Raw genomic sequence first — 21,533 nt, forward strand, 5'->3', positions numbered from 1 at the left:
GAACAGCAGGTACTGGCTTTATTACTCTGCTAATAATTGCGCGACTTTGTCTTCAAGGTCTTGGGTTTCACCGGCACGAAAGCCCAAATGTACGTAACGAATAATGCCTTTTTTATCAATTAGAAAAGTAGATGGCATAGCCTCAACGCCAAAGCCCGTTGCACACTGTTTGCTCGCATCTGCTGCTACGCTAAATTGTGCCGGATGGCTTTCGATAAAGGCTTTTGCGTCGTCGACATTTTCATCGACATTAATGCCAATAATCTGCAAGCCCTTATCCTTATAAGTGTCATTTAATACATTTAGATACGGAAACGATTTAGCACACGATCCACACCAAGAAGCCCAAAAGTCTACATACACCACTTTACCTTTAAATTGCTGTAAGTCGTAAGTTTGGCCGCCGTTTAATGTGCTTAACACACACGCAGGTAATGGTTTATTGATGTCTTCGGCATACACTGTGAAGGCTGCTGTTAGCGTTAAAAAAATGCCAAATCTTGTTAATATCCGTGCAATCATTACTTGCCTTCTTAGTGTTATGTCAATATTACCAATGCCAAACGGGATTGGGGTAGCGATTTTGCACCATGATACCGATTAAATCACGCTAAACCAACCCACAACAACAGCGCTAAAACCGTGCTGTTGTTTTTATCATATCTAATGCTCAGTTATTTTGTAGCTGTGTAGGCTCAGGTTGTTCGGTATGTGCCCCTGTTAGGGTTTGGCAATGTACATCGAGTACGTAATTAATAGCGCCAGCGCCACTTTTATCGACTAAAACGGTATAAACGCCATCGCCTGCAATGGTTTTTGCCAATGGGCTATAAGCGGCATTGCCACCGACAGCATCTGTGCTGTGAGAGGCCACCTTGCCTTTAAAAGCTTGTACACTCACCAGCGGTGTTTTTTTTGCCGCTTTTACACGAGTGACCAGTTGCGCGGTTTTACCCGCAGCATTGGGTTTGCAAGTAGTTTGAAAAGCATCAACTGCACCCGCAGCAGCACCAAGTGAATCAGGAATGGTATGTGCTAAAGCCATGTCAGCATAATTTAGCGCTGCTAAAAGTGCAGCAGTGGTGATAGTGTTTTGTAAAGTTAACTTTTTCATGTTGCTTCTCCTTACGTTAAAAAATCAGCATTCATACTAAAAATCCAGTGACAGCACCACAACAGTACTGTCACTGGTGTAATAAATTAAAGCTTATTGATTTTGCGTTTGCTTTGGTTCGGTTTGGCCGCTGTGCGTAGCTTTTGCGGTTTGACAATGAGTTTCGAGTACATAGTTCATCATACCTGCACCCGTTTTAGATACTGAAACGGTATAAGCGCCTTCGCCACCGGCTTTAATAATGCCATCTGGGCTGTATACCGCATCACCGTTTATTTTATCGGTTGTGTTAGACGCTAACTTGCCTTTAATCACTTTAACACTGACTAAAGGGCCTTTTTTGGTAACACCTTTAACTTTAGTCAAAAATTTGCCTGTTGCACCAGCGGCATTTTTTGAGCATGTTGTTGTAAAGACATCAACTGCGCTCGCTTTTATGCCCAGTGAACCAGGAACAGTGTGCGCTGAAGCAAGGCCAGTAAAACTCATGGCTGCCAAAAGCGCTGTTGTGCTAATAATGCGCTGTAATACTAATTTTTTCATGTTGTTTCTCATTACGTTAAAATTAACGCTAAATTAAAAAATACCCAGGTTTTTATCCTAAAGCCATCGGCATAAACAAACGAAAATTGTTATTTTCGTTTGTTTCTTTGATTTCCGTTATTCCAAAAAGCCAACGGAGAAGCTTTTATATTCGCTGGCTAAATGATTACTGTGCTTTTTCCGTGCTTAGGGTTTCCAATTTTAATGCGGCTAAAGAACGCACGTTTTCATCTTTATCGTGCAGTGCCTGTTGTAATAAAGCGGTATTATTGCCTGCACTGTCCACCGCCATGATGCGTACTTCAACAGCGTCATCGTGCATAGCGGTTTGTAAAGCAGCTTCGGTGCCTTCTTCGTTGCGATGGGCAAAACTAGAGATGGCTTGTGCTCGCACATCAGGATTGCTGTCAGATAACGCGGCTTCTAAGGTTGCTCTAATAGCAGGATCACCGGGTTTTTCGGCTAATAATCCCCCGATACCTTGGGCGCGTTCAGCAGGATCTTTCGATTGTGTCATTTTAAGCATGGCAGTGGTTTGTGCCGCCTCTTCAGCTTCTACATGGTTTTGTTGTTTGCGCAGCGCCTGTAATTGATCTTGTTGATTTAATACTGTTGTTTCGCAGTCTGCGGAGCTTACCGACGGCGAGATAGCCTCAAATTTTGCACCTAACACCCAAACTTCTTCCAGGGTGTTTTTAGGTGTATGCCACACCGTGTTATGTGGGTAACGGAAGATCAAGTCGGCTTTGTGGTTAAGTACACATTCCAAAATATGTCTTAAGGTTGCCCCTACGCACGTTGCGGTAACACGGCCTTCGGGCAACACTGAATAATGAATGGGCACACCGGTGGTTTTGGTTATTTTATCAAGCACCTGTGCTAAAGGTGCTTGTCTGGCTTCTAATTGCAATGCTGTTGTTGTTTCTGTGGAGATGGTTAAGTTGACACTTGCATCACTAGCAAATACCACGCTAGATGTTATGTACAACACACACGCCAAACCCAGCTTAACTAACGTCTTAGTAGGTGGGCTGATTTTTGTCAATAAAGCAGGCTGATTATTTTTAAATAACATATTTTTTAACAAGCATTAATTGTGCCATAATCGAAATAGAGTGATTTTATAAAAATATTTCATAAGTACTTAATATGTTGATATTTTTTCTTGAATGTTGTGAAGGCTTTTTGTGTCGGTAAAAGTGGTTTTATACATTTTATACTGTGATTTTAAGATAAAAAACCGTAAATCATCCGGTTGTTTACTGGATTTATGAAGAAATACGAAAAAATAGATTATGTAACTAATTGAAATTATATATAAATATAAAAAACAGGTTATATGCCACATAAAAAATACGTTAAATAACATAGTTTAATAAAAATATTGCTACCTCTGAGTGCAATAACAAAATAGTTAAGGAACGCGCACGAAATAACTTGAGCAAGTTCATGCTTCGACAGGCTCAGCACGAACGGTGGTGGCGTTTAAGTTGTTCAAGTTATTTCATGCACGTTCCTAAACCTTGTTTGTTGAAACATTTTCTGAAATCATTCGCTTTTATGAACCTTACTTGGAAAATCTTATGACCAAACCTGTCACACCCTTATTGGCCGCCGATACCATTATCGAATTAACCGATTATCCCAATCGCCCCATTGTGTTAATTGAGCGTGCCTACCCACCGTATGGCTGGGCTATTCCTGGTGGTTTTGTGGATGTGGGTGAACGCATTGAACACGCGGCGGTGCGCGAGGCGCAAGAAGAAGTCGGGCTAAAGGTTGCGCTAATGGCTTTGCTTGGGCTTTATTCAGACCCCAGTCGTGACGCGCGTGGCCATACTGTCACCGCAGTTTACGTGGCAGTAGCGTCAGGATCGCCTGTGGCTGCGGATGACGCAAAGAACTGTCAGATTTTTAATATTGATGCCTTGCCTGAGCAATTGGCATTTGATCACGCGCAAGTGTTAATGCACTACAAAGCTTTTCGAGCAACAGGTCAGGTTACACCGTTACCGATAATGTGAGTGTAAAACATCAGGTTAATACTGTGATAATCAATGGTTGTTGGATTTCTTTACACTGCAATCACTGGTATAGGGTGATTATTCGATAAAAATGTCAATATAAACAACGTTTATAACGTGTTTTTAAAGATACTCTGCTTTTTAAATACTATAGATCTGTAGATGAATAACTTTCGTTTTTAAATTAAAAAACAATTTAAAATCAATGTATTGATTTCTATTTAGATAAAATTATTTATTTGGATGTCTGTATGTGTCAAAAAAACTAACAGCTTTGCTATGTTGCAGGCAATATTTCTGAATAATTTTTTTATAAATCATTAATTAATAACGTCATATTTTTTAGGCATACCTATTGCTAACAGCTTTCTTAAGTGTCTTAAGCTGATTTTTGAAAAATATACCCTGGTCTCGCTGTAGATTAGAAACGCGAAGTTTTCGCGTTTTAGGGTAGGTTGTTCGTCGAAAATATTCTGGGGGCACTGGCAATATAATAAAGCCAGCTCACAGTTAAACAGGGCAAAAATACAACTAAGTCACCCAGCGGCAAGTCGCTCAGGTATTTTCATTACTGTATTTTGTCTCGTTTAAGCCAGAAGCCGGTAAGTCTAACTAACCGTGACGAGAAAGAGTTATGTCCCTATTTCGCAGTAACAAAATGACGATAATTACCAAAGCCAAGCTTATTTTAACTATAAGTTTGATCTTTGTGTTGACGGATACAGCAGTAAACACTGCGCAAGCCAATGTTATAAAACAAGCACCGATTATTGCCAAGCTACAAAAACTAAAGCCACCGCAGGTGTTATCTAAAGAAACTAACAAATGGATGAAGCGCTGGGTGGGTACAAATCTTGAAGCGGATGGTTTTGAGTTTTACGAACTTTCAGGTGCAACGTCAATTAATCTAAAAGTCCATAAAATAGACCCTACTGATTTAGAGGATGGCTATCAAGCTTATGGTACATTCGTTACGCGCGGTGGATCGGCTAATTTTGATATTGAACTGGCGTATTACAATTTGGCAGCAATTCTTGGCCACGACGATATTATTCGCCCAGTGGTTCGGTATTCTTTAGGTGCAAAAGCCACCGCTGCCTTCAAAACATTATTAGAAAAAGATCGCCTTACCATAACCGATATTAACGCTAGGCGTTTGGTGCGAATTGATCGGATTTTAACCAGAATTGCAACAACACCTTCGCTACTGGGGTGTTTAAAAACTAAAAAACATGACAGCTACGCTGAATATAAATCTATTGCAGATATTTCTCGTGCCGCGCAAGGCGATCCAATAAAAAATAACCCGATTATTGCCGCTTTGCAAGCGTCTAATCCACAGCCGGTTGCTAACAAAAAAATTACGCTTCAAGCGGGATATACGGGTGATCTTCTGCAATTAGCGCGTGAATATTCGATTGTTATGACATTGGATGTTATTTTTCAACAATGGGATCGTTACAATAATGTCAATGTTGGCTTGGCAAAAGACAGTGCCAATGTTGCGCATTTTTATATGACAGACAGCGGTGGTGCAGATATGTCGGATTATTTACCGAGTATAAAGCGTAATTTGAGTTATTTTAATCGTTACGACCGTAAAACCATTGCCAAACTCAAGCAGTTATATCTTTTCTTAAATAATCCGGCACAGGGTTTTTTGGGCTATACAGATGCTGAAGCTTTTGTTGTTGATCTTGGTTTATACAGCGAATTTAAACCTGCCGAGTACGTTAGAATGTTGAAGCGAAACTTGCAATTTCTTCTTGCCAAGGTGTCTTTGACTACGCGTGAGTACGGCATCAATGCGTATCTTCCTTAGTATAATGTCAGTAATTTGTCGTAAGAGACGTAAAACTTAACGTCTCTCTACGGCATGGTTTTTTCGCGGTAATTATTTTATAGTTTGAGTTCAGGAAAATGGTGATTGGTCGCCTAAAAATTTCTTTTTACGCAGTAGTTTTTTAGCCGCTTTTTGTTCACGAATAACCATTACTTCAAGAAGTTCTTTTTCCATCATTGCTGGGGTTTCCAGGCTGATTTTACCCAATACACCGGCGCGTAATTCAGTCAGGAATATTTTGGCCACCCTGTCCATTTCAACCGCCCCACCGGTACGTAAACAACCGCGTTGCGTACCAATTTCCACCAACAAAGCATGTTCGCTGTCAGGTAGTGTTTCCAGTTGAAAACGCTTCATGAGTGCATCTGAGTAATATTGCAGTAAATACTCAGCCGCCGCCATCGCAACGTCTAAATGATCTATCGCCGTGTCTTTAATTGCGCCGGTAATAGCCAAGCGATAGCCACTGTGGCGATTTTCAATATTCGGCCATAACATGCCAGGTGTATCCCATAACACAATATCTTCACCAATGTTAATACGTTGCTGACCTTTGGTAATTGCCGGTTCGTTGCCGGTTTTAGCAATCAAACGCTCGGCTAAAATATTAATCAATGTTGATTTGCCGACATTGGGAATCCCCATAATCAGTACTTGCGTGCGTTTATTAGCTGCCGACACGTTCGGGTGCATTTTGTGGCATAAGTCGATAAGTTGACGTATTTTTTCAGGGTGATCGCTGCTCACCGCTAAGGTTTTTATGCCTTGCTCTTGTTCTAAATAAGTTTGCCATTGCGCGGTTATTTCGGTATCCGCTAAATCGCTTTTGGTGAATACTTTAATGCAGGGCTTATTGCCACGCAATTCGGCCAATAAAGGGTTTTGGCTACTAAACGGAATACGCGCATCAATCACTTCAATGATGATATCAACGTTCGGCAGCATTTCTTTCATTTCTTTGCCTGCTTTGCACATGTGCCCAGGATACCACTGAATTTGCATAGGTTTTTGTGTGTATTTTAGCTAGGGTAGGGGGTCAATTTTTTACGATTGAAATGATAAGTTAGTGGTTAGTATGCCGTATGTTGCTACACAACGGTCAATGAATCTTCTTATTGTCGCGTTATTTCACACCATCATACAACGGACGCATGCGAGTATGTTTGTTATTAATGGATCTATTATCAATGCGCCGCAAAGCAGTTGCTTTTATTTGTTGCGTAACAGCAAAAGCCTAGGCAGGCTGTAAATATCAGACTAATATCGTATGTAAATTTTCTTAAATAATACGATGTTATAATACGGAAATGTATTATGATTTTGATTGATAGCGTTTTATATATAAATGCGACAGAGAATTTTTGTTAGCAATTAACTTTCTACTTGAATTTCATTCAGCTTGCGTTCATACTATTGTTGTATTTTAACACAATCTGTTGCTTATTTGTATAAACGCAACAGGCGCACTTAATCCGCAAAAATACACTGCTGACGGATTGGTTTTTTAAAATGCTATTACGCAAGTAGCAAATAAACGGAAGAGGCATCATGAAACAAAGACAAACCTTACAATTAGTAACCCTGGCTTTGTGCGCTTTTACGGCTCACGCTGATGAAGTTTTATTAAAAAATGGTGACAAAATCACCGGCGAAGTCCTGAGTAAATCAGGATCAGTGTTGGAAATGAAAACCGATTACGCTGAAAAAGTGGTTATTAAATGGGATGCTGTTGAAACGTTAAATTCAAGCAAGCCTATGCTGGTTACCCTTAAAAATAAACAAGAGTTTACTGGCTTAGCGGGTAATAGCGAAAATAACAGCATGACGTTAAAAACAGATGGTGTTTATCAATCGCAGCCGATTCCACTGACTGAAATCAAAGAAATCAATAAAAAATTCTTCAGTGGTATGGCGAATGTCGGTGGTGGGCTTTCTGCGGGTAACACCACGCGCCAATCGTATCATGGTGATGCAACAGTTACGGTACGTGGTCGTGATGATCGGGTCGTTTTGGGTGGATTGTATAATTACGCCGACAATGAAGACCAGGTGACCAAAAAGAATTCTTTAAATGCACGTAATTGGCAGGTGTTTGGTAACTACGCACATTTCTTTAGTGATAAATGGTACGGTTATGCTAATGCCTTGCTGACTAACGATCGCTTACAAGATATAAAATTGCGTTCGGCCTTCGGTGTGGGCGCGGGTTATCAATTTTTCACATCAGATGATCTTAACTTATCATTAGAAGCGGGTCCTGCTTATGTGAATGTTGATTTTTATGATCAAAGTCTGGTTTGCACACAAATACCTAAAAGCCTGTGCGCTTTAAAAGATCAAAGTGGCATAGCCGGACGTTGGGCAGTTAACTATGACCAATTTGTGTTTAACCGTGCAGTACAATTATTCCATAACCATGAAGGCCTGGTGGATGGTTCATTGTTTGTACGTAGTCGCACGGGTTTCCGTGTGCCGATTTGGAATGGCATACAATTTACTAACGAAGTACAGGTGGATTACTTCAGTAAACCTGCCCCAGGTCGTGAATCAGTTGATACACGCTACTTGTTTAGTGTGGGTTACGGCTGGTAATTTACATACTAATTCTGTTGGGTGTTGCAAAGACCTACAGCGTTTTCACAGTTCAATAGTTACAGCGTAACCGTTCGCACTGAGCTTGTCGAAGTGTGCCGTTCATGCTTCGACAAGCTCAGCACGAACGGTGGCTGTAACTGTCCTAAGTTGAAAACGTTGTACGAGGTTTTAAGAAACTTGTAGGTCTTGTATTTGTCAAAAATATACCCGACCTATCAAGATTGACTGCGTGCTATGCCCAGTTAATTAGTTGTCCTGTTAAATAATCATCAGTTAGCTGTGTTAATTTTACGCTGGCTAACTGATTTTCTAATGTATCAGCGCTCTTTATGACCGCCGCCACTCGAAGATAATTAGGCGTATAACCAAATACGCGCTTTTGATTTTCGTCGCAAACTTCGCTGTAGCCTTCCCACAACACCGAAAATTCCTGGCCAATATTATTTTGGTAGAAGGCCTGTTTTAAGGTGTTGGCTATTTCATGCAACTGTTGGCTACGTTGCTTTTTGGTCTGGCTGTCCACTTGATTGGGCAAGGTGGCCGCTTTAGTGCCGTTGCGAATGGAATAGGTAAAGATATGAATATGGCCAAAGCCAATGTGCTGAATAAAATCGACACTTTGCTGCCATTCTTCTTCGGTTTCGCCAGGAAAACCGACGATAATATCGGTGGTGATATTAAAATGTGGAATGCGCTGACGTAATTGCTGCACGATGTCGGCAAATTCTGCGGTTTTACAGCGCCGTGCCATTCTGCGCAGTACCGAATCCGCACCGCTTTGCAGTGGCAAATGCAAATGTGGCATTAAGCGTGGGTTGTTAAACAGTTCAAAAAACTCGGCGGTAAATTCCCACGGTTCAAGTGATCCTAAACGCAGTCTTGGAATGTGGGTGCGTTGTAAAATAGCCTTAATTAAATCACACAGTGTATAGCCCAAATCGCTACCATAGCCGCCTAAGTGTACGCCGGTAAGAATAATTTCATTGATACCCTGTGCGTGTAGCGTGTTAATGTCTGCAATAACGAGATCAATCGACCGACTGATTTCTTCGCCACGGGCAATGGTAACAATGCAAAACGTGCAGCGGTAACGACAACCGTCTTGCACTTTAACAAATGCGCGTTGCCTGCCACGGGTAAATAAAGACGATTCTCCGGGATCTGATGACATTTCTGGCATGGTTTCCATGCTCAGTTCGGTTAAGGAACGCTCGACTAATTGAGCTTTATCGGCATTACGCACCACCATGTCCACGCCCATAATGGCAGCGGCCTCCGCTTCATCTAAGGTAGCATAACAGCCACTGATCACCAGTTTGGCCTTGGGATTGTCGCGGTGAACACGGCGTATTAAATTGCGCGATTTTCGCGCTGCATCATGGGTAACCGCGCAAGAATTAATAACGATAAGATCGGCTGCTTGTGCTTGTTGGGTAATGTGATGACCCGATTTTTGAAAGTCGTGTGCCCAGGTTTCCAATTCAGCTTCATTCAGGCGACAGCCGAGCGTTTTAAGGTGTACTAACATGAATGGTATGAAAAATCCGCATGCAAAAAGAGTCGCTATTATAGCACTTGCCAAGCTTTGGTGACTTGGCAATGCTGTGGATTTGAATGGAGTTGCTGCACGGAGAGGAAAAGCCAGCTATTGCGTGTTAAATTTAACTGTATGGCGCTTGTTACTGAAAGAGGAAAAGGCCGTAGGGCTGGTACGGCCTTTAATTGTGATAAACGTCAACCTAAGGAGTCCGCCAAAGAAACTATCTACCACGACTTAATTATGGCACACATTAAAAATTAGTATTGTGAACTAAGTCACAAAAATCAAATTTGGTTAGCTAATTTTTTGGCATAGCCGATATACGTTCTGGGCGACAAGGTCAATAAATCGGTTTTAGCGGCCACTGGAATGTCCAGATCGTTAATAAACACACGCATTTGCTCGGGTGTTAGTTTTTCGCCACGGGTTAAATCTTTCAATTTTTCATAGGGTTTTTCAATGCCGTAACGACGCATCACGGTTTGTATCGGCTCAGCTAACACTTCCCAGTTACGATCCAGATCTGCTTCGATAGCCTCAACATTAAGCTGTAATTTGGATATGCCTTTTAAACTGGCCTGAATAGCAATGCTGGTATGTGCAATACCCACGCCGATGTTACGCAATACGGTGGAGTCAGTTAAATCGCGTTGCCATCGTGATACCGGCAATTTTTCTGCTAAAAAACCAAACAGGGCATTGGCCAGGCCTAGATTGCCTTCAGAGTTTTCAAAATCGATCGGATTGACTTTGTGCGGCATGGTGGATGAGCCCACTTCACCGGCAACCGTACGTTGCTTAAAATATCCCAAGCTGATATAGCCCCACACATCACGGTCAAAATCCAGCAAGATGGTGTTAAAACGCGATAAAGCATGGAAATATTCAGCAATATAATCGTGCGGTTCAATTTGAATGGTGTAAGGGTTGAAGGTTAAACCCAATGATTCCACAAAATTTTTGGCAAAGGCTTCCCAATCAACATCAGGATAAGCTACGCTGTGCGCGTTGTAATTGCCGACTGCACCGTTGATTTTACCCAGCAGCTCTACCGAGTGCAGTTGTGCATATTGGCGTTGCATCCGCGCTGCCACGTTAGCAAATTCTTTACCAACGGTTGTGGGTGTGGCAGATTGGCCATGCGTGCGCGATAACATCGGTTGATCGGCGGTTTCCAGTGCGATTTTTTTAATCGCATCAATACAGGCGCTGATTTGTGTGGCAATCACCTCACGGCCTTCTTTTAGCATTAAGGCGTAAGATAGGTTATTAATATCTTCTGAGGTGCAGGCGAAATGAATGAATTCATTCACTTGCTCCAGTTCCGCGTTACCGGCGATTTTTTCCTTTAAAAAATACTCCATGGCTTTTACATCGTGATTGGTGGTTTTTTCAATGTCTTTTACGCGCTGTGCTTCGGCTTCTGAAAAATCTGTCACGATAGTGTCAAGCAGTTGATTAGCCGTCTCGCTGAAGGCTTTAACTTCGGTAATTAACGTGTGTTTGGCCAAGGCTTGTAGCCAGCGTACTTCAACGGTAACACGTAATCGAATTAGGCCGTATTCGCTGAAAATAGGTTGCAAATCGGCCACTTTACTGGCGTAGCGGCCATCAATCGGTGAAATAGCGGTTAAGGCAAAATGGGTCATGAAGGTATCCAGTTATTTATGTGTTGATTGATATTGATACAGCGTTTTCAACTTAGGGCAGTTACAGCCACCGTTCGTGCTGAGCTTGTCGAAGCATGAACGGCACACTTCGACAAGCTCAGTACGAACGGTTACGCTGTAACTATTGAACTGTGAAAACGCTGTAGTGCCCCGCAGAATAGACACTTTGATGCGTAATGGTGGGCAAAAAATTTGATAGTCATGTACTAAGCCGGTTATTGATTTGTTTTTGATTCAATAATGCCGCCACCTAAACATAGCTCGCCATCATAAAACACCACGGATTGTCCTGGTGTAATTGCTCGTTGTGGCTCATCAAAAACGCAGCGCACCCGATCATTCGACAATGGCGTAACAGTGCAGGCTTGATCGGCTTGGCGATAACGAGTTTTTGCGTAGCAGCGCAGCACCTCTGTGAGTGGCTGATTATTGCACCAGTCCAGTTGATTGGCTTCCAAAGTATTATGCAGCAGTAACGGATGGTTATGGCCTTGGCCGACGATTAAGCGATTAGTGGTCAAGTCTTTATTCAGTACATACCACGGCTCATCGGGTGCATCTTTAACGCCGCCGATCCCTAAACCTTGGCGCTGGCCAAAGGTGTAATACATCAGGCCATGATGCTGGCCAATAAGCTGTCCGTCGGGGCTGCGCATTTCGCCAGGCTGGGTGGGTAAATAGCGTTGTAAAAACTCGGTAAATTTGCGCTCGCCAATAAAACAAATACCGGTACTGTCTTTTTTCTTATGATTATCAAAACCCGCTTTTGTCGCCAAGGCGCGAATTTCTGGTTTGTGCAAATGGCCAATCGGAAACAGTGTGCGTGATAGCTGCTTTTGCGCCATCGTGTACAAAAAATAGCTTTGTTCTTTATTGGGATCTAAGCCTTTGAGTAAAAAGTATTTGCCATTTTCTTCAGCGACACGGGCATAGTGGCCAGTGGCGATGAATTCTGCGGCTAAATCTTCAGTCGCGTAGTTTAAAAACGCTTTAAATTTAACGTGTTTATTACAGAGAATATCGGGATTTGGCGTGCGCCCGGCTTTAAATTCTGATAAAAATACCTCAAAGACTTCATCCCAGTATTCGCTGGCAAAATTAACCGTTTTTAGTGTTATGCCGAGTTTGTCGCAGACTTGCTGTGCATCGGCCAGATCTTGCATGGCGGTGCAGTATTCAGTGCCATCGTCTTCTTCCCAGTTTTTCATGAACAAGCCGGTAACATCATGGCCTTGTTCTAATAATAACAGGGCGGTGACAGAAGAATCCACGCCACCGGACATGCCGACTATAATGTTTTTACGCATGGTGATTATTGAGTAATGATTTCAGCATACTGAGTGGAAAGCGTTGGCCGTTCAGGTATTCATCCATACATGACAGCACTAGGGGGCTGCGACAGCGTGATTGCTGGGTAAAAATTTCATCACGGGTTAACCAATGGGTGGCGATAATGCCATCATCCAGAGCTTGCAAGGGATTGTGGCTGTGGCATTGGCCAGAAAAGCAAAAACGCATGTAGGTGGGGGAGTTAGGATTAAGTCGCCACAGTTGCACGGAAATAATCGCCTCTGGTTCAAAATGCCAGGCGGTTTCTTCGTTAACTTCGCGCTTAACAGCGGCAAGCAAGTCTTCGTGTTCTTCTAGATGGCCGGCGGGTTGATTAAATTGCAGGCCGCTGGAAGTTTCTTCTTCAACAAAAAGAAAACGATCACCGCGTTGGATGATGGCGGCGACAGTGACGTGTGGTTTCCAAACCATTCAGGTGTTCCGAGTGAATAAAAAGGCTATTCTACTGGATTTAACGGTATTATGGCTGCAAAGATTTAACAGATGATCTGTTTCATAAAACAGTCACTTGTCTACTTTATAACAATGCGCATCACTGCCCGCTTGCAGGATGCAACTGGGTGAGCGGTTAATTTTCTTATGCACAAGGCCTTGAAATATTCTTACATTAGCATTATGTTAAGGCCTAGAATACTATTTTACAGGGAATTATGTCCGATTTTGATCCATACAGAGACGACGATAACGATTTGTCGATTCAGCTGGCTGAGCCTAAGCTCAAAAAGCCGCCGTTGTTTAAAGTCATTTTGTTAAATGATGATTTTACGCCGATGGATTTTGTCATTGAAATCTTAATGCAGTTTTTTGCTATGCCCAAAGAAAAGGCGACGCAAGTGATGTTACAAGTCCATACACAAGGCGTGGGAGTGTGCGGTACGTATTCCAAAGATGTTGCAGAAACCAAGGTTTATATCGTCAATGAGTATTCAAGACAGCATCAGCATCCCTTGCTGTGCTCAATGGAAGAACTGTAGTCGGAGAGTGTATGTTAAGTAAAGAGCTGGAAGTTACCCTGAATATGGCCTTTAAAAAAGCCTACGATCAGCGCCACGAGTTTATTACCGTTGAGCATCTGCTGCTGGCATTAACCGATAATGCCTCCGCAGAAGTCATTATGAAAGCCTGTGGCTGCAATCTTAAAGTGTTACGCATGCAGTTGGAGCAATTTATTGATGAAACCATTTCCCTGATACCCGATGGCATACACCGTGAAACCCAGCCTACTCTGGGTTTTCAGCGTGTGTTACAGCGTGCGGTTTTTCATGTGCAAGCATCTGATAAAAAAGAAGTGTCGGGCGCTAATTTATTTGTGGCATTGTTTAGCGAGCAAGATTCGCATGCGGTGTATTTATTAAATAAACAAGATGTTTCCAGGCTGGACGTGGTGAATTATGTCGCACACGGCATATCCAAAAACGAACAGGATCAGTCATCCGCACCTGAGCAAGCTGCCAAAATGAACCCTAATGACCCAGAAGCGTCCAGTACTCCTTTGGAAAAATACGCCACTAATCTTAATGACGAAGCCTTAAAAGGTAAGATTGATCCGCTCATTGGCCGCGAGGCCGAAGTGGAGCGCACCATACAAATCTTATGTCGCAGGCGTAAAAACAACCCGTTATTGGTGGGTGAGGCCGGTGTCGGCAAAACCGCCATTGCCGAAGGTTTAGCCAAGCGCATTGTGGAAGAAAGTGTGCCCGAAATTTTGCGTAGCAGCGTGATTTATGCGCTGGATTTGGGTGCCTTGGTGGCCGGTACCAAATACCGGGGCGATTTTGAAAAGCGCTTGAAAGATTTGGTGAATCAGCTAAAAAATGAACCGGATTCAATTTTATTTATCGACGAAATCCATACTATTATTGGTGCAGGTTCGGCCTCTGGTGGTGTCATGGATGCGTCCAATTTAATTAAACCCATTCTGGCCTCAGGTCAGTTGCGCTGTATCGGTTCTACGACCTATCAAGAATATCGCGGTATTTTCGAGAAAGACCATGCGTTAGTACGTCGCTTCCAAAAAGTGGACGTGCTTGAGCCTTCTGTGGAAGAAACCATCCTTATTTTAAAAGGCCTTAAATCGCGCTTTGAAGAGCATCATGATGTGAAATACTCGCCAGAAGCCTTGCGGGTTGCGGCAGAATTATCCGATCGCTATATTACCGACCGGCATTTGCCTGATAAAGCCATTGATGTAATTGATGAAGCCGGTGCAAGACAGCGCATGAAACTGGTGTCTGAGCGTGTGCCGGTGATTGATGTGACCGAGATTGAAGATATTGTTTCCAAAATGGCCAGAGTACCGGCTAAATCGGTGTCGTCGAATGAAGTGGATAAGCTGGGTAATCTGGACAAAAATCTCAAGATGTTGGTGTTTGGTCAAGACGAGGCTATTTCTGCGTTAACGTCAGCTATCAAGCTGTCGCGAGCGGGTTTGCGGGAAGCCCAAAAAACCATCGGCGCATTTTTGTTTGCAGGCCCTACCGGTGTCGGTAAAACCGAAGTAACGCGACAATTGGCTAAGGTGCTGGGCGTAGAGTTAATTCGTTTTGATATGTCTGAATACATGGAACGGCATACGGTATCACGGTTAATTGGCGCACCACCAGGTTACGTGGGCTTTGATCAAGGCGGGTTATTGACCGAGCAAGTCAATAAGCATCCGTATGCGGTGTTGCTGTTGGATGAAATAGAAAAAGCTCACCCTGATGTGTTTAATTTATTATTGCAAGTGATGGATCACGGCACGCTAACCGATACCAATGGCCGCAAGGCGGATTTCCGTAATATCATCATGGTAATGACTACCAACGCAGGGGCGGCAGAAGGCAGTCGTGCTTCCATTGGTTTTACCCAGCAAGACCATGTGACGGATAGCTTGAAAGTCATCGAAAGAACTTTTTCACCGGAGTTTCGTAACCGTTTGGATACGATTATTCAGTTCAAACCGCTGGATATTGCCATTGTGGGCTCTGTGGTCGACAAGTTTATCTTTGAGCTGGAAGCGTTGCTGGCCGATAAAAACGTCACCCTCAGCCTAGATACCGATGCCCGTTTGTGGCTGGCCGAGCACGGGTGTAGTCCAGAAATGGGGGCAAGACCGATGGCAAGATTGATCCAGGAAAAAATCAAAAAGCCACTGGCGAACGATTTGCTGTTCGGTAAATTAGTGCGCGGCGGTAATGTGCGTATCTATGTAGAAAACAATGAGCTCAGCTTGGATATAGAAAATAATGAATTAATTGTTTCTGAAAACGGTTAATCGGTTAACGCATGCGGAACGAGATGCGCCCCTTGGACAGATCATAAGGGGTCATTTCTACTTTAACGCTGTCGCCGGTTAAGATGCGGATGTAATGTTTGCGCATTTTGCCGGAAATATGTGCGGTAACAATGTGACCGTTTTCCAACTGTACGCGAAACATTGTATTAGGTAAGGTATCAATAACCTTGCCTTCCATTTCAATTTGATCTTCTTTAGCCATGTGTATTCTCTTTAAGTGATTTAGACTCGCCCATTGTACCATAAGGTTGTTATTAACTATAGAAGTGTGTGGCGCAATTAATAATTCAGAACGTAGCAGAATCAAGCATAAATCAATCGATTGCATTTATTTAACTTAAAACGGCACAAAAATTGGTAATACTGAAATAAGTTAGGCTACCGGTTATTTGCTAACCCAGTATTGACAATTATTGAATCTTGTTGGAGTTGAGAAAAACATTTAACTCAAGCTGTATTCCAATAGTATTTATTCGTCACACAACACAAGAGGGCAGTTCAATGGAAAAGCAATTATCTTATTCAATGGCCATATTAGGATTGTTGCTCGCCTTGGGCATGTCTGGCGCAGCATTTATTTTGGGTGTACAGGCTAAAAAAGCCGTGTCTGCGCAACAATCGGTATCGGTAAAAGGCTTAGCAGAAAAAGCTGTGCAAGCGGATAATGCTGAATGGACAGTAACCGTGTCGGTAAGCGCTGAGAATTTTGCCCAGGCACTGGCTAATTTACGTCAGGAACGTCCTGGCCTGGATATGTTTTTGGTTAAGCACGGTTTGGATAAAACCAGTTGGCAAGAAGGCGCTGAAGCAGTTACGCCGCACATGATTGATGTGCCGTTAGCCAATGGGGGCACGCGTTCGGAACAAAGAGGCTATGATGCCAGCCAAAGCATTGTGGTAACGACTAAAGATTTAATTAAAGTAACTGCCGCCAATAAAGACATTTTGAGCGTACAGGCGACTGGAAAGCCTTTTACTGCCGGTGCGCCGCTGTATTTGGTCAGTAACCTGGAAGACGTTAAAATGTCACTGATCGGTGCTGCCACTGAAAATGCCCGTAATCGCGCTAAAGAATTTGTTAAGCATGACGGTGTAAATGTGGGTGTAATGCGTTCCGCATCACAAGGTGCGTTTTATATATTGCCACCAGGAGGTACGTCGGATGGCGATGATTACGGTGGTACGTATGATAAAACCACTATCAATAAAACTGCCAAGGTGGTTGTTACTATCGTCTATAACATCGAACAATAGTGTTTTTGGCAAGTGGTGAAAAACATCCTATCTATTTTTAAACCTAAAGGCTGGTGTCTAACGTATGCTTAAAACTTTAAGAGAGCCCACACAATGACTTTACCGATTCAAGATTATGCCTTACTCGACGATGAAGAGTGCGATGCCCGCATCCGTGCTGCTAAAACTAAGTTGGGTAAGCGCTGTGTAATACTGGGTCATCATTATCAACGTGATGAAGTGTTTAAACATGCTGATTTTGTTGGAGATTCTCTGCAATTATCACGCGATGCTGCTAAAGCAGATGCTGAATACATCGTGTTTTGCGGTGTGCATTTTATGGCGGAAGTGGCCGATATTTTGTCGAGGCCAGAACAAATTGCCATATTGCCCGATTTGGCGGCAGGGTGTTCGATGGCCGATATGGCCAATGTGATCAAAGTGCAAAAATGCTGGGATGAGTTGTCGCAAGTGCTGGATGCTGACAATACCATTACGCCGGTTACTTATATTAATTCTGCGGCCGATTTAAAAGCATTTTGCGGTAAACACAATGGTATTGTTTGTACGTCGTCTAATGCCGAAAAAATACTGAACTGGAGCTTTGCCCAACGCGAAAAAGTGTTGTTTTTTCCCGACCAGCATTTAGGCCGTAATACCGGCCATCGCATGGGCATTCCGTTGGAACAAATGGTTAGTTGGGATTTTACTAAGCCTATGGGTGGCTTAACTGAGCAACAGATTCGTGATGCCAAGATCATCCTGTGGAATGGGTATTGTTCGGTACATCAGGCATTTAAAGCGGAGCAAATTGATAATTTTTTAGCCAAATACCCAGAAACCAAAGTAATAGCGCATCCAGAAGCGCCGTTTGAAGTTTGTCAAAAAGCGGATTTTATTGGCTCAACCACCTATATCTTAAAGACTGTGCGTGAGGCAGAGCCCAATACACGCTGGCTGGTGGCGACGGAATTAAATCTGGTTAACCGCTTGCATGAAGAATGTAAGGTAGACGGCAAGAACGTACATTTTATGTCACCAACATTGTGCATGTGTTCCACCATGTTCAGAACTGATCCGCAGCATTTGGCGTGGGTGATGGAAAATTTAGCGGCGGGTTATGTGATTAATCAAATTTCTGTGCCGCCAGAAGAAGCTAAGTTGGCTAAAAAAACCTTGGATAATATGCTGATGGTCAGTTAATGTTCATTAAAATTGCCAGAGCTACATAATTGGCAATTCTCTAAAACGCTCTGTGCAAAAAGCCTTGGTGGATATATCTACCGAGGCTTTTTTCGTTAACGCCACCTAAAAAACCACTGCCTTAATAGCGTGATGTTTTAGGATTCCAGATTTGCACAAGACTCAATATTGCCAACGCTAAAAAAGCCAGTAACGTCCACTCTGGAATACTAAAGCCTAACAAAGTCCAATCTATTTTGGCGCACTCTCCCGTGCCATTTAACATGAGTTTTAAGGTATTAGAGATTGGAAAGTTTTGAAAAACAAATTCTAAGCCGGGGCTACATTCGGGGACTTTATCGGGCGGTAAATGTTGTAACCAAATATGTCGCGCTGAAATACTTGCGCCGCATAACGCGATAATTGCGCCTAAAATTGCATAAACGGTGATGCCGGTTTGTTTGGGATTGTGTATTGCCGCAACCAAAAAACTTATGCCGGTTAAAAAAATAGCAATACGTTGTGAAATACACAGCGGACAAGGCTCCAGCTTTTCTGCAAATTGTAAGTATGCACCTGCCATTAATAAACAACAGCAGCTTAAAAAGCCCATAAAAAAGCATCCTCTTGGATTAAAAGGTATTAAATTTAACATTTTTGGATCTCTGGGAATGTAATGATCACAGTCGTGATAGATAAACAAACGTTATCTGAAGAATTATATGTGTGGGCTGAGTGTGTTAGCGACACAAGAAACGTCAGATTATACTGTGCGATTATTGTTAGCGGTATTAAAATAATTCAATAATGCTCGATGATGTATTTACAGCGCGGCGTAAGTTTTTGGGCTCTAACTGGGTGAAAAATTTTCAAGGTCTCGCATCGGAATCCTTAACTGATGTTACGCAGGCAAACGAAGAATCAATGACTTACAAAGCAAAAAATAACTGTAAGTTATTGATAGTTCGTAGTCGGTGCGTAACATCAGATCCTTAATAAAAAGAGTCACCCACTTAAGGCGGGACAGTTTCAGCTTAAGCCGTTCGTGGTGAGCCTGTCGAACCATGATTGGCTTAACCGTCCACCTTTCGACAGGCTCAGGACGAACGGTTAAGCCTTACACCGTGCCTCGCTTAAGTAGGTAGTCATAAAAAGGATTCCGACTAAGCGATGTTTTACTTAGCTGTAACCTGTACATCAATGCGTCGGTTTTGTTGTCTACCTTCCGCGCTATCATTGCTGGCAACAGGATGATCACTGCCATAACCTTCACCTACTAAACGGGCTTTATTAATACCCGCTTTAATTAATGCATGGGTAATAGTGCTGGCACGATCAGAAGAAAGTTTTTTATTGGATTTGGCATTACCGGTGTTATCAGTATAGCCGCCAATTTTTATTTTAACCGCTGGAAAAGCTTTGAGAATTTCGGTAATGTTGGTCATTTGTACGTTAGATTCTGGTTTTAACGTCGCCTTGCTGGTGTCAAAAGTAAGACCGTCCATTGTAAACCATTTATCTTTGTCTATTTTTGTACTTTTATCATTAATAAAAGCAAATAATTTGCTTTCCATGCTATTTGCAGGAGCTTTTAGCTCAAAACCAGAGGATAGTTTTTGCTCAAAGCCACTGGCCACATTATCAGGTGTTGCTATAACCGGTGGTGTTACTGCCGTCACGGGTGGTGTAACAGCGGTCGCAACCGGTTCTACTGCCGCTACAGGTGCAGGTGTTGTATCTGTGCTAGGGGCAGAAATTGCCACAGGTGGCTCTGTAGCAACCGTTTTATTAAGATTTTTCCATATTCCCCAGCCTAATGCAAAAATAGATCCTAAGATGAGCCAAGGTAAAAATTTACCGAAAATACCCTCGTCTTCATCTTCTTGAATAGGTGCAGGTGGCGGTATTATTTTGCGTTCTCTAATAATGGGAGCTAAGTAAGGCTCTACTCTACTTTCTTCCTGAGCAGGCGTAGTGTGTGCCTTATGTTGAATATTTTCATTAACAGTACGTACGGTAGATGATTCTGTTGTGCTATGTAACGAGGCGGCGGTAGCAGCACTTACGCCAAAAATACCTGCTAATCCACCTGGAATAAGATTTTTTAAAAAGCCTCCTTGCTCACCTAAAAGAGAGACTAAACCCGCTGGGCTGGTAATTTGTTGTGATTTTAGTGCCTTGCCTATAATAGCAAAAACAACTGGCATCAATAAGCCTAATAAAGAACTAGAAGCTGTTTTACTAATGCCGCTAGCATTAGCAACCACATTGGCAATGTCTTTTGATTGATTGCCAAATATCGAGTTTAAAAGCCCCGACCCTGCATTCATGAGCTTTGTGGTAACATCGCCCCCCAATAGTTCGGCACCCAAATTACTCAGTAAGCTGCTATCTTGATTTTGAGTTAATAAATTATAAAGAATGCCCGCGCCTTGAGAATCTGAGCTTTTATGTATTAACCCTGAGAGCAGTGAAGGGAGCGCACTACCTAATGCTGAGCCGGTATTTTTAGGTGATTCGCCAATAAAGTTGGATATTTTTGAGACTACATCCTCGGTTAAGTGGGCATTTAATAGTTCTAGTAAATTTGTGGACATGCAATATCTCCTCATTAGTCTTTTGTATGACACAGTTTAGCGTGGTGTCGAGGGGGTAATTTAACAACATATTGCTGCTTTGTTAATGAAAAATGTTCCCTATATGTGTTAAATATAGCATAGGGAACAGAGTGCGATTGTCGACTTTGAGGCTGCGAATGTCAACAATAACTCGTGGTAATCCTATAATCAATAAAGTAAAACCGCTGTTTTTAAGATAGCTCAAGTGTGTTAAATTAGCTAAAAAATGAATATTAACAAAGGCTAGTGCGTATCATTTTGGTTGCTATTTAAAGCGCGTTATCCTTGACAAAAACACGAACCCTGCTAGCAATAAATTTGTGTGTTTTGTACTCAATAGTCTGGTTTAGGTTATCTAGCGCCGTAGTTGATGGTATTTTAAGCGGTATTTTTTAAGCAGGATGCGTTGTAATGTAACGGTGAGAATTAGGTTATTGCCAAGCCAGCCTACTCTATACAGCGTTTTCACAGTTCAATAGTTACAGCGTAACCGTTCGCACTGAGCTTGTCGAAGTGTGCCGTTCATGCTTCGACAAGCTCAGCA

The 21,533-nt window shown here is 42.6% G+C and carries 19 protein-coding genes; 7 read left to right on the forward strand and 12 right to left on the reverse strand.

The features are described 5' to 3' along the window. Positions 1-21 precede the first annotated feature (21 nt). The 4 genes from CRENPOLYSF2_RS08150 to CRENPOLYSF2_RS08165 all read right to left on the reverse strand — a co-directional run bounded on the left by CRENPOLYSF2_RS08150 (position 22) and on the right by CRENPOLYSF2_RS08165 (position 2,732). Positions 22-522 carry a TlpA family protein disulfide reductase gene (locus CRENPOLYSF2_RS08150; protein WP_087143459.1) on the reverse strand — a complete coding sequence of 167 codons (501 nt, stop codon included), beginning with the start codon at positions 520-522 and terminating at the stop codon, positions 22-24. Positions 523-670: 148 nt separating this feature from the next. Further along, positions 671-1,114, reverse strand: a complete 444-nt coding sequence (locus CRENPOLYSF2_RS08155) for a hypothetical protein (RefSeq protein ID WP_087143460.1) — start codon at positions 1,112-1,114, stop codon at positions 671-673. Between the two features lie 93 nt (positions 1,115-1,207). Beyond that, positions 1,208-1,657 carry a hypothetical protein gene (locus tag CRENPOLYSF2_RS08160; RefSeq protein ID WP_087143461.1) on the reverse strand — a complete coding sequence of 150 codons (450 nt, stop codon included), beginning with the start codon at positions 1,655-1,657 and terminating at the stop codon, positions 1,208-1,210. A 166-nt stretch (positions 1,658-1,823) separates the two neighbouring features. After that, positions 1,824-2,732, reverse strand: coding sequence for a HEAT repeat domain-containing protein (locus tag CRENPOLYSF2_RS08165; protein WP_087143462.1), 909 nt, complete (start codon positions 2,730-2,732; stop codon positions 1,824-1,826). Positions 2,733-3,240: 508 nt separating this feature from the next. Between CRENPOLYSF2_RS08165 and CRENPOLYSF2_RS08170 the strand changes: the two genes are divergently transcribed. Then, entirely contained in the window at positions 3,241-3,681 is a 441-nt protein-coding gene (locus tag CRENPOLYSF2_RS08170) for an NUDIX domain-containing protein (RefSeq protein ID WP_087143463.1), read from the forward strand. 658 nt (positions 3,682-4,339) lie between these two features. After that, positions 4,340-5,503, forward strand: coding sequence for a hypothetical protein (locus CRENPOLYSF2_RS08175; RefSeq protein WP_087143464.1), 1,164 nt, complete (start codon positions 4,340-4,342; stop codon positions 5,501-5,503). 90 nt (positions 5,504-5,593) lie between these two features. Here the strand turns inward: CRENPOLYSF2_RS08175 and ylqF are convergent, their stop codons facing one another. After that, complete coding sequence (gene ylqF, locus CRENPOLYSF2_RS08180) at positions 5,594-6,526, reverse strand: ribosome biogenesis GTPase YlqF (RefSeq protein WP_087143465.1); 933 nt, start codon at positions 6,524-6,526, stop codon at positions 5,594-5,596. A gap of 546 nt (positions 6,527-7,072) precedes the next feature. Here ylqF and CRENPOLYSF2_RS08185 point away from each other — a divergent pair. Beyond that, positions 7,073-8,116 carry a DUF481 domain-containing protein gene (locus CRENPOLYSF2_RS08185; RefSeq protein WP_087143466.1) on the forward strand — a complete coding sequence of 348 codons (1,044 nt, stop codon included), beginning with the start codon at positions 7,073-7,075 and terminating at the stop codon, positions 8,114-8,116. Between the two features lie 235 nt (positions 8,117-8,351). Here the strand turns inward: CRENPOLYSF2_RS08185 and mtaB are convergent, their stop codons facing one another. From mtaB to CRENPOLYSF2_RS08205, 4 genes are all read right to left on the reverse strand, one after another. After that, positions 8,352-9,647: a tRNA (N(6)-L-threonylcarbamoyladenosine(37)-C(2))-methylthiotransferase MtaB gene (gene mtaB, locus CRENPOLYSF2_RS08190; RefSeq protein WP_087143467.1), complete on the reverse strand. Its 1,296-nt coding sequence runs from the start codon at positions 9,645-9,647 to the stop codon at positions 8,352-8,354. A 296-nt stretch (positions 9,648-9,943) separates the two neighbouring features. After that, positions 9,944-11,308, reverse strand: a complete 1,365-nt coding sequence (purB, locus tag CRENPOLYSF2_RS08195; RefSeq protein WP_087143468.1) for an adenylosuccinate lyase — start codon at positions 11,306-11,308, stop codon at positions 9,944-9,946. Between the two features lie 236 nt (positions 11,309-11,544). Continuing rightward, a complete protein-coding gene (gene mnmA, locus CRENPOLYSF2_RS08200) occupies positions 11,545-12,636 on the reverse strand; it encodes a tRNA 2-thiouridine(34) synthase MnmA (RefSeq protein ID WP_087143469.1) in 1,092 nt (363 codons plus the stop codon). Further along, the gene (locus CRENPOLYSF2_RS08205; protein WP_087143470.1) at positions 12,629-13,090 is read right to left on the reverse strand and encodes an NUDIX hydrolase; all 462 of its coding nucleotides are present in this window, start codon (positions 13,088-13,090) and stop codon (positions 12,629-12,631) included. The genes mnmA and CRENPOLYSF2_RS08205 overlap by 8 nt, the downstream gene beginning before the upstream one ends. A gap of 239 nt (positions 13,091-13,329) precedes the next feature. Between CRENPOLYSF2_RS08205 and clpS the strand changes: the two genes are divergently transcribed. Next, positions 13,330-13,653 (forward strand): ATP-dependent Clp protease adapter ClpS, encoded by a 324-nt coding sequence (gene clpS, locus CRENPOLYSF2_RS08210; protein ID WP_087143471.1) that lies wholly within the window; start codon positions 13,330-13,332, stop codon positions 13,651-13,653. An 11-nt stretch (positions 13,654-13,664) separates the two neighbouring features. Next, positions 13,665-15,935, forward strand: coding sequence for an ATP-dependent Clp protease ATP-binding subunit ClpA (clpA, locus tag CRENPOLYSF2_RS08215; RefSeq protein ID WP_087143472.1), 2,271 nt, complete (start codon positions 13,665-13,667; stop codon positions 15,933-15,935). A 4-nt stretch (positions 15,936-15,939) separates the two neighbouring features. Here the strand turns inward: clpA and infA are convergent, their stop codons facing one another. Beyond that, positions 15,940-16,158, reverse strand: coding sequence for a translation initiation factor IF-1 (gene infA / locus CRENPOLYSF2_RS08220; protein WP_019866271.1), 219 nt, complete (start codon positions 16,156-16,158; stop codon positions 15,940-15,942). A gap of 299 nt (positions 16,159-16,457) precedes the next feature. On the opposite strand from infA, the gene CRENPOLYSF2_RS08225 reads away from it, so the two are divergent. Both CRENPOLYSF2_RS08225 and nadA read left to right on the forward strand, forming a co-directional pair. Next, positions 16,458-17,210 (forward strand): SIMPL domain-containing protein, encoded by a 753-nt coding sequence (locus CRENPOLYSF2_RS08225; RefSeq protein ID WP_087143473.1) that lies wholly within the window; start codon positions 16,458-16,460, stop codon positions 17,208-17,210. Between the two features lie 93 nt (positions 17,211-17,303). Beyond that, on the forward strand, positions 17,304-18,392 hold the full coding sequence (gene nadA / locus CRENPOLYSF2_RS08230; RefSeq protein WP_087143474.1) for a quinolinate synthase NadA: 1,089 nt from the start codon (positions 17,304-17,306) through the stop codon (positions 18,390-18,392). A 121-nt stretch (positions 18,393-18,513) separates the two neighbouring features. Here nadA and CRENPOLYSF2_RS08235 read toward each other — a convergent pair whose 3' ends face one another. Both CRENPOLYSF2_RS08235 and CRENPOLYSF2_RS08240 read right to left on the reverse strand, forming a co-directional pair. Beyond that, complete coding sequence (locus CRENPOLYSF2_RS08235; RefSeq protein ID WP_087143475.1) at positions 18,514-19,026, reverse strand: disulfide bond formation protein B; 513 nt, start codon at positions 19,024-19,026, stop codon at positions 18,514-18,516. Positions 19,027-19,546: 520 nt separating this feature from the next. After that, a complete protein-coding gene (locus CRENPOLYSF2_RS08240; protein ID WP_176371066.1) occupies positions 19,547-20,968 on the reverse strand; it encodes a DUF937 domain-containing protein in 1,422 nt (473 codons plus the stop codon). Positions 20,969-21,533 lie beyond the last annotated feature (565 nt).

Origin of the sequence: Crenothrix polyspora, assembly GCF_900163755.1 — a bacterium.
Lineage (GTDB): Bacteria > Pseudomonadota > Gammaproteobacteria > Methylococcales > Methylomonadaceae > Crenothrix > Crenothrix polyspora.

What these genes read in the sequence shown, in the direction of transcription:
- mtaB (WP_087143467.1), bottom strand. Translation starts at nt 9,647, where the DNA reads ATGTTAGTACACCTTAAAACGCTCGGCTGTCGCCTGAATGAAGCTGAA.
- CRENPOLYSF2_RS08160 (WP_087143461.1), bottom strand. Translation starts at nt 1,657, where the DNA reads ATGAAAAAATTAGTATTACAGCGCATTATTAGCACAACAGCGCTTTTG.
- ylqF (WP_087143465.1), bottom strand. Translation starts at nt 6,526, where the DNA reads ATGCAAATTCAGTGGTATCCTGGGCACATGTGCAAAGCAGGCAAAGAA.
- CRENPOLYSF2_RS08155 (WP_087143460.1), bottom strand. Translation starts at nt 1,114, where the DNA reads ATGAAAAAGTTAACTTTACAAAACACTATCACCACTGCTGCACTTTTA.
- CRENPOLYSF2_RS08170 (WP_087143463.1), top strand. Translation starts at nt 3,241, where the DNA reads ATGACCAAACCTGTCACACCCTTATTGGCCGCCGATACCATTATCGAA.
- CRENPOLYSF2_RS08235 (WP_087143475.1), bottom strand. Translation starts at nt 19,026, where the DNA reads ATGTTAAATTTAATACCTTTTAATCCAAGAGGATGCTTTTTTATGGGC.
- clpS (WP_087143471.1), top strand. Translation starts at nt 13,330, where the DNA reads ATGTCCGATTTTGATCCATACAGAGACGACGATAACGATTTGTCGATT.
- clpA (WP_087143472.1), top strand. Translation starts at nt 13,665, where the DNA reads ATGTTAAGTAAAGAGCTGGAAGTTACCCTGAATATGGCCTTTAAAAAA.
- CRENPOLYSF2_RS08165 (WP_087143462.1), bottom strand. Translation starts at nt 2,732, where the DNA reads ATGTTATTTAAAAATAATCAGCCTGCTTTATTGACAAAAATCAGCCCA.
- nadA (WP_087143474.1), top strand. Translation starts at nt 17,304, where the DNA reads ATGACTTTACCGATTCAAGATTATGCCTTACTCGACGATGAAGAGTGC.
- CRENPOLYSF2_RS08205 (WP_087143470.1), bottom strand. Translation starts at nt 13,090, where the DNA reads ATGGTTTGGAAACCACACGTCACTGTCGCCGCCATCATCCAACGCGGT.
- CRENPOLYSF2_RS08185 (WP_087143466.1), top strand. Translation starts at nt 7,073, where the DNA reads ATGAAACAAAGACAAACCTTACAATTAGTAACCCTGGCTTTGTGCGCT.
- infA (WP_019866271.1), bottom strand. Translation starts at nt 16,158, where the DNA reads ATGGCTAAAGAAGATCAAATTGAAATGGAAGGCAAGGTTATTGATACC.
- CRENPOLYSF2_RS08150 (WP_087143459.1), bottom strand. Translation starts at nt 522, where the DNA reads ATGATTGCACGGATATTAACAAGATTTGGCATTTTTTTAACGCTAACA.
- purB (WP_087143468.1), bottom strand. Translation starts at nt 11,308, where the DNA reads ATGACCCATTTTGCCTTAACCGCTATTTCACCGATTGATGGCCGCTAC.
- mnmA (WP_087143469.1), bottom strand. Translation starts at nt 12,636, where the DNA reads ATGCGTAAAAACATTATAGTCGGCATGTCCGGTGGCGTGGATTCTTCT.
- CRENPOLYSF2_RS08225 (WP_087143473.1), top strand. Translation starts at nt 16,458, where the DNA reads ATGGAAAAGCAATTATCTTATTCAATGGCCATATTAGGATTGTTGCTC.
- CRENPOLYSF2_RS08175 (WP_087143464.1), top strand. Translation starts at nt 4,340, where the DNA reads ATGACGATAATTACCAAAGCCAAGCTTATTTTAACTATAAGTTTGATC.
- CRENPOLYSF2_RS08240 (WP_176371066.1), bottom strand. Translation starts at nt 20,968, where the DNA reads ATGTCCACAAATTTACTAGAACTATTAAATGCCCACTTAACCGAGGAT.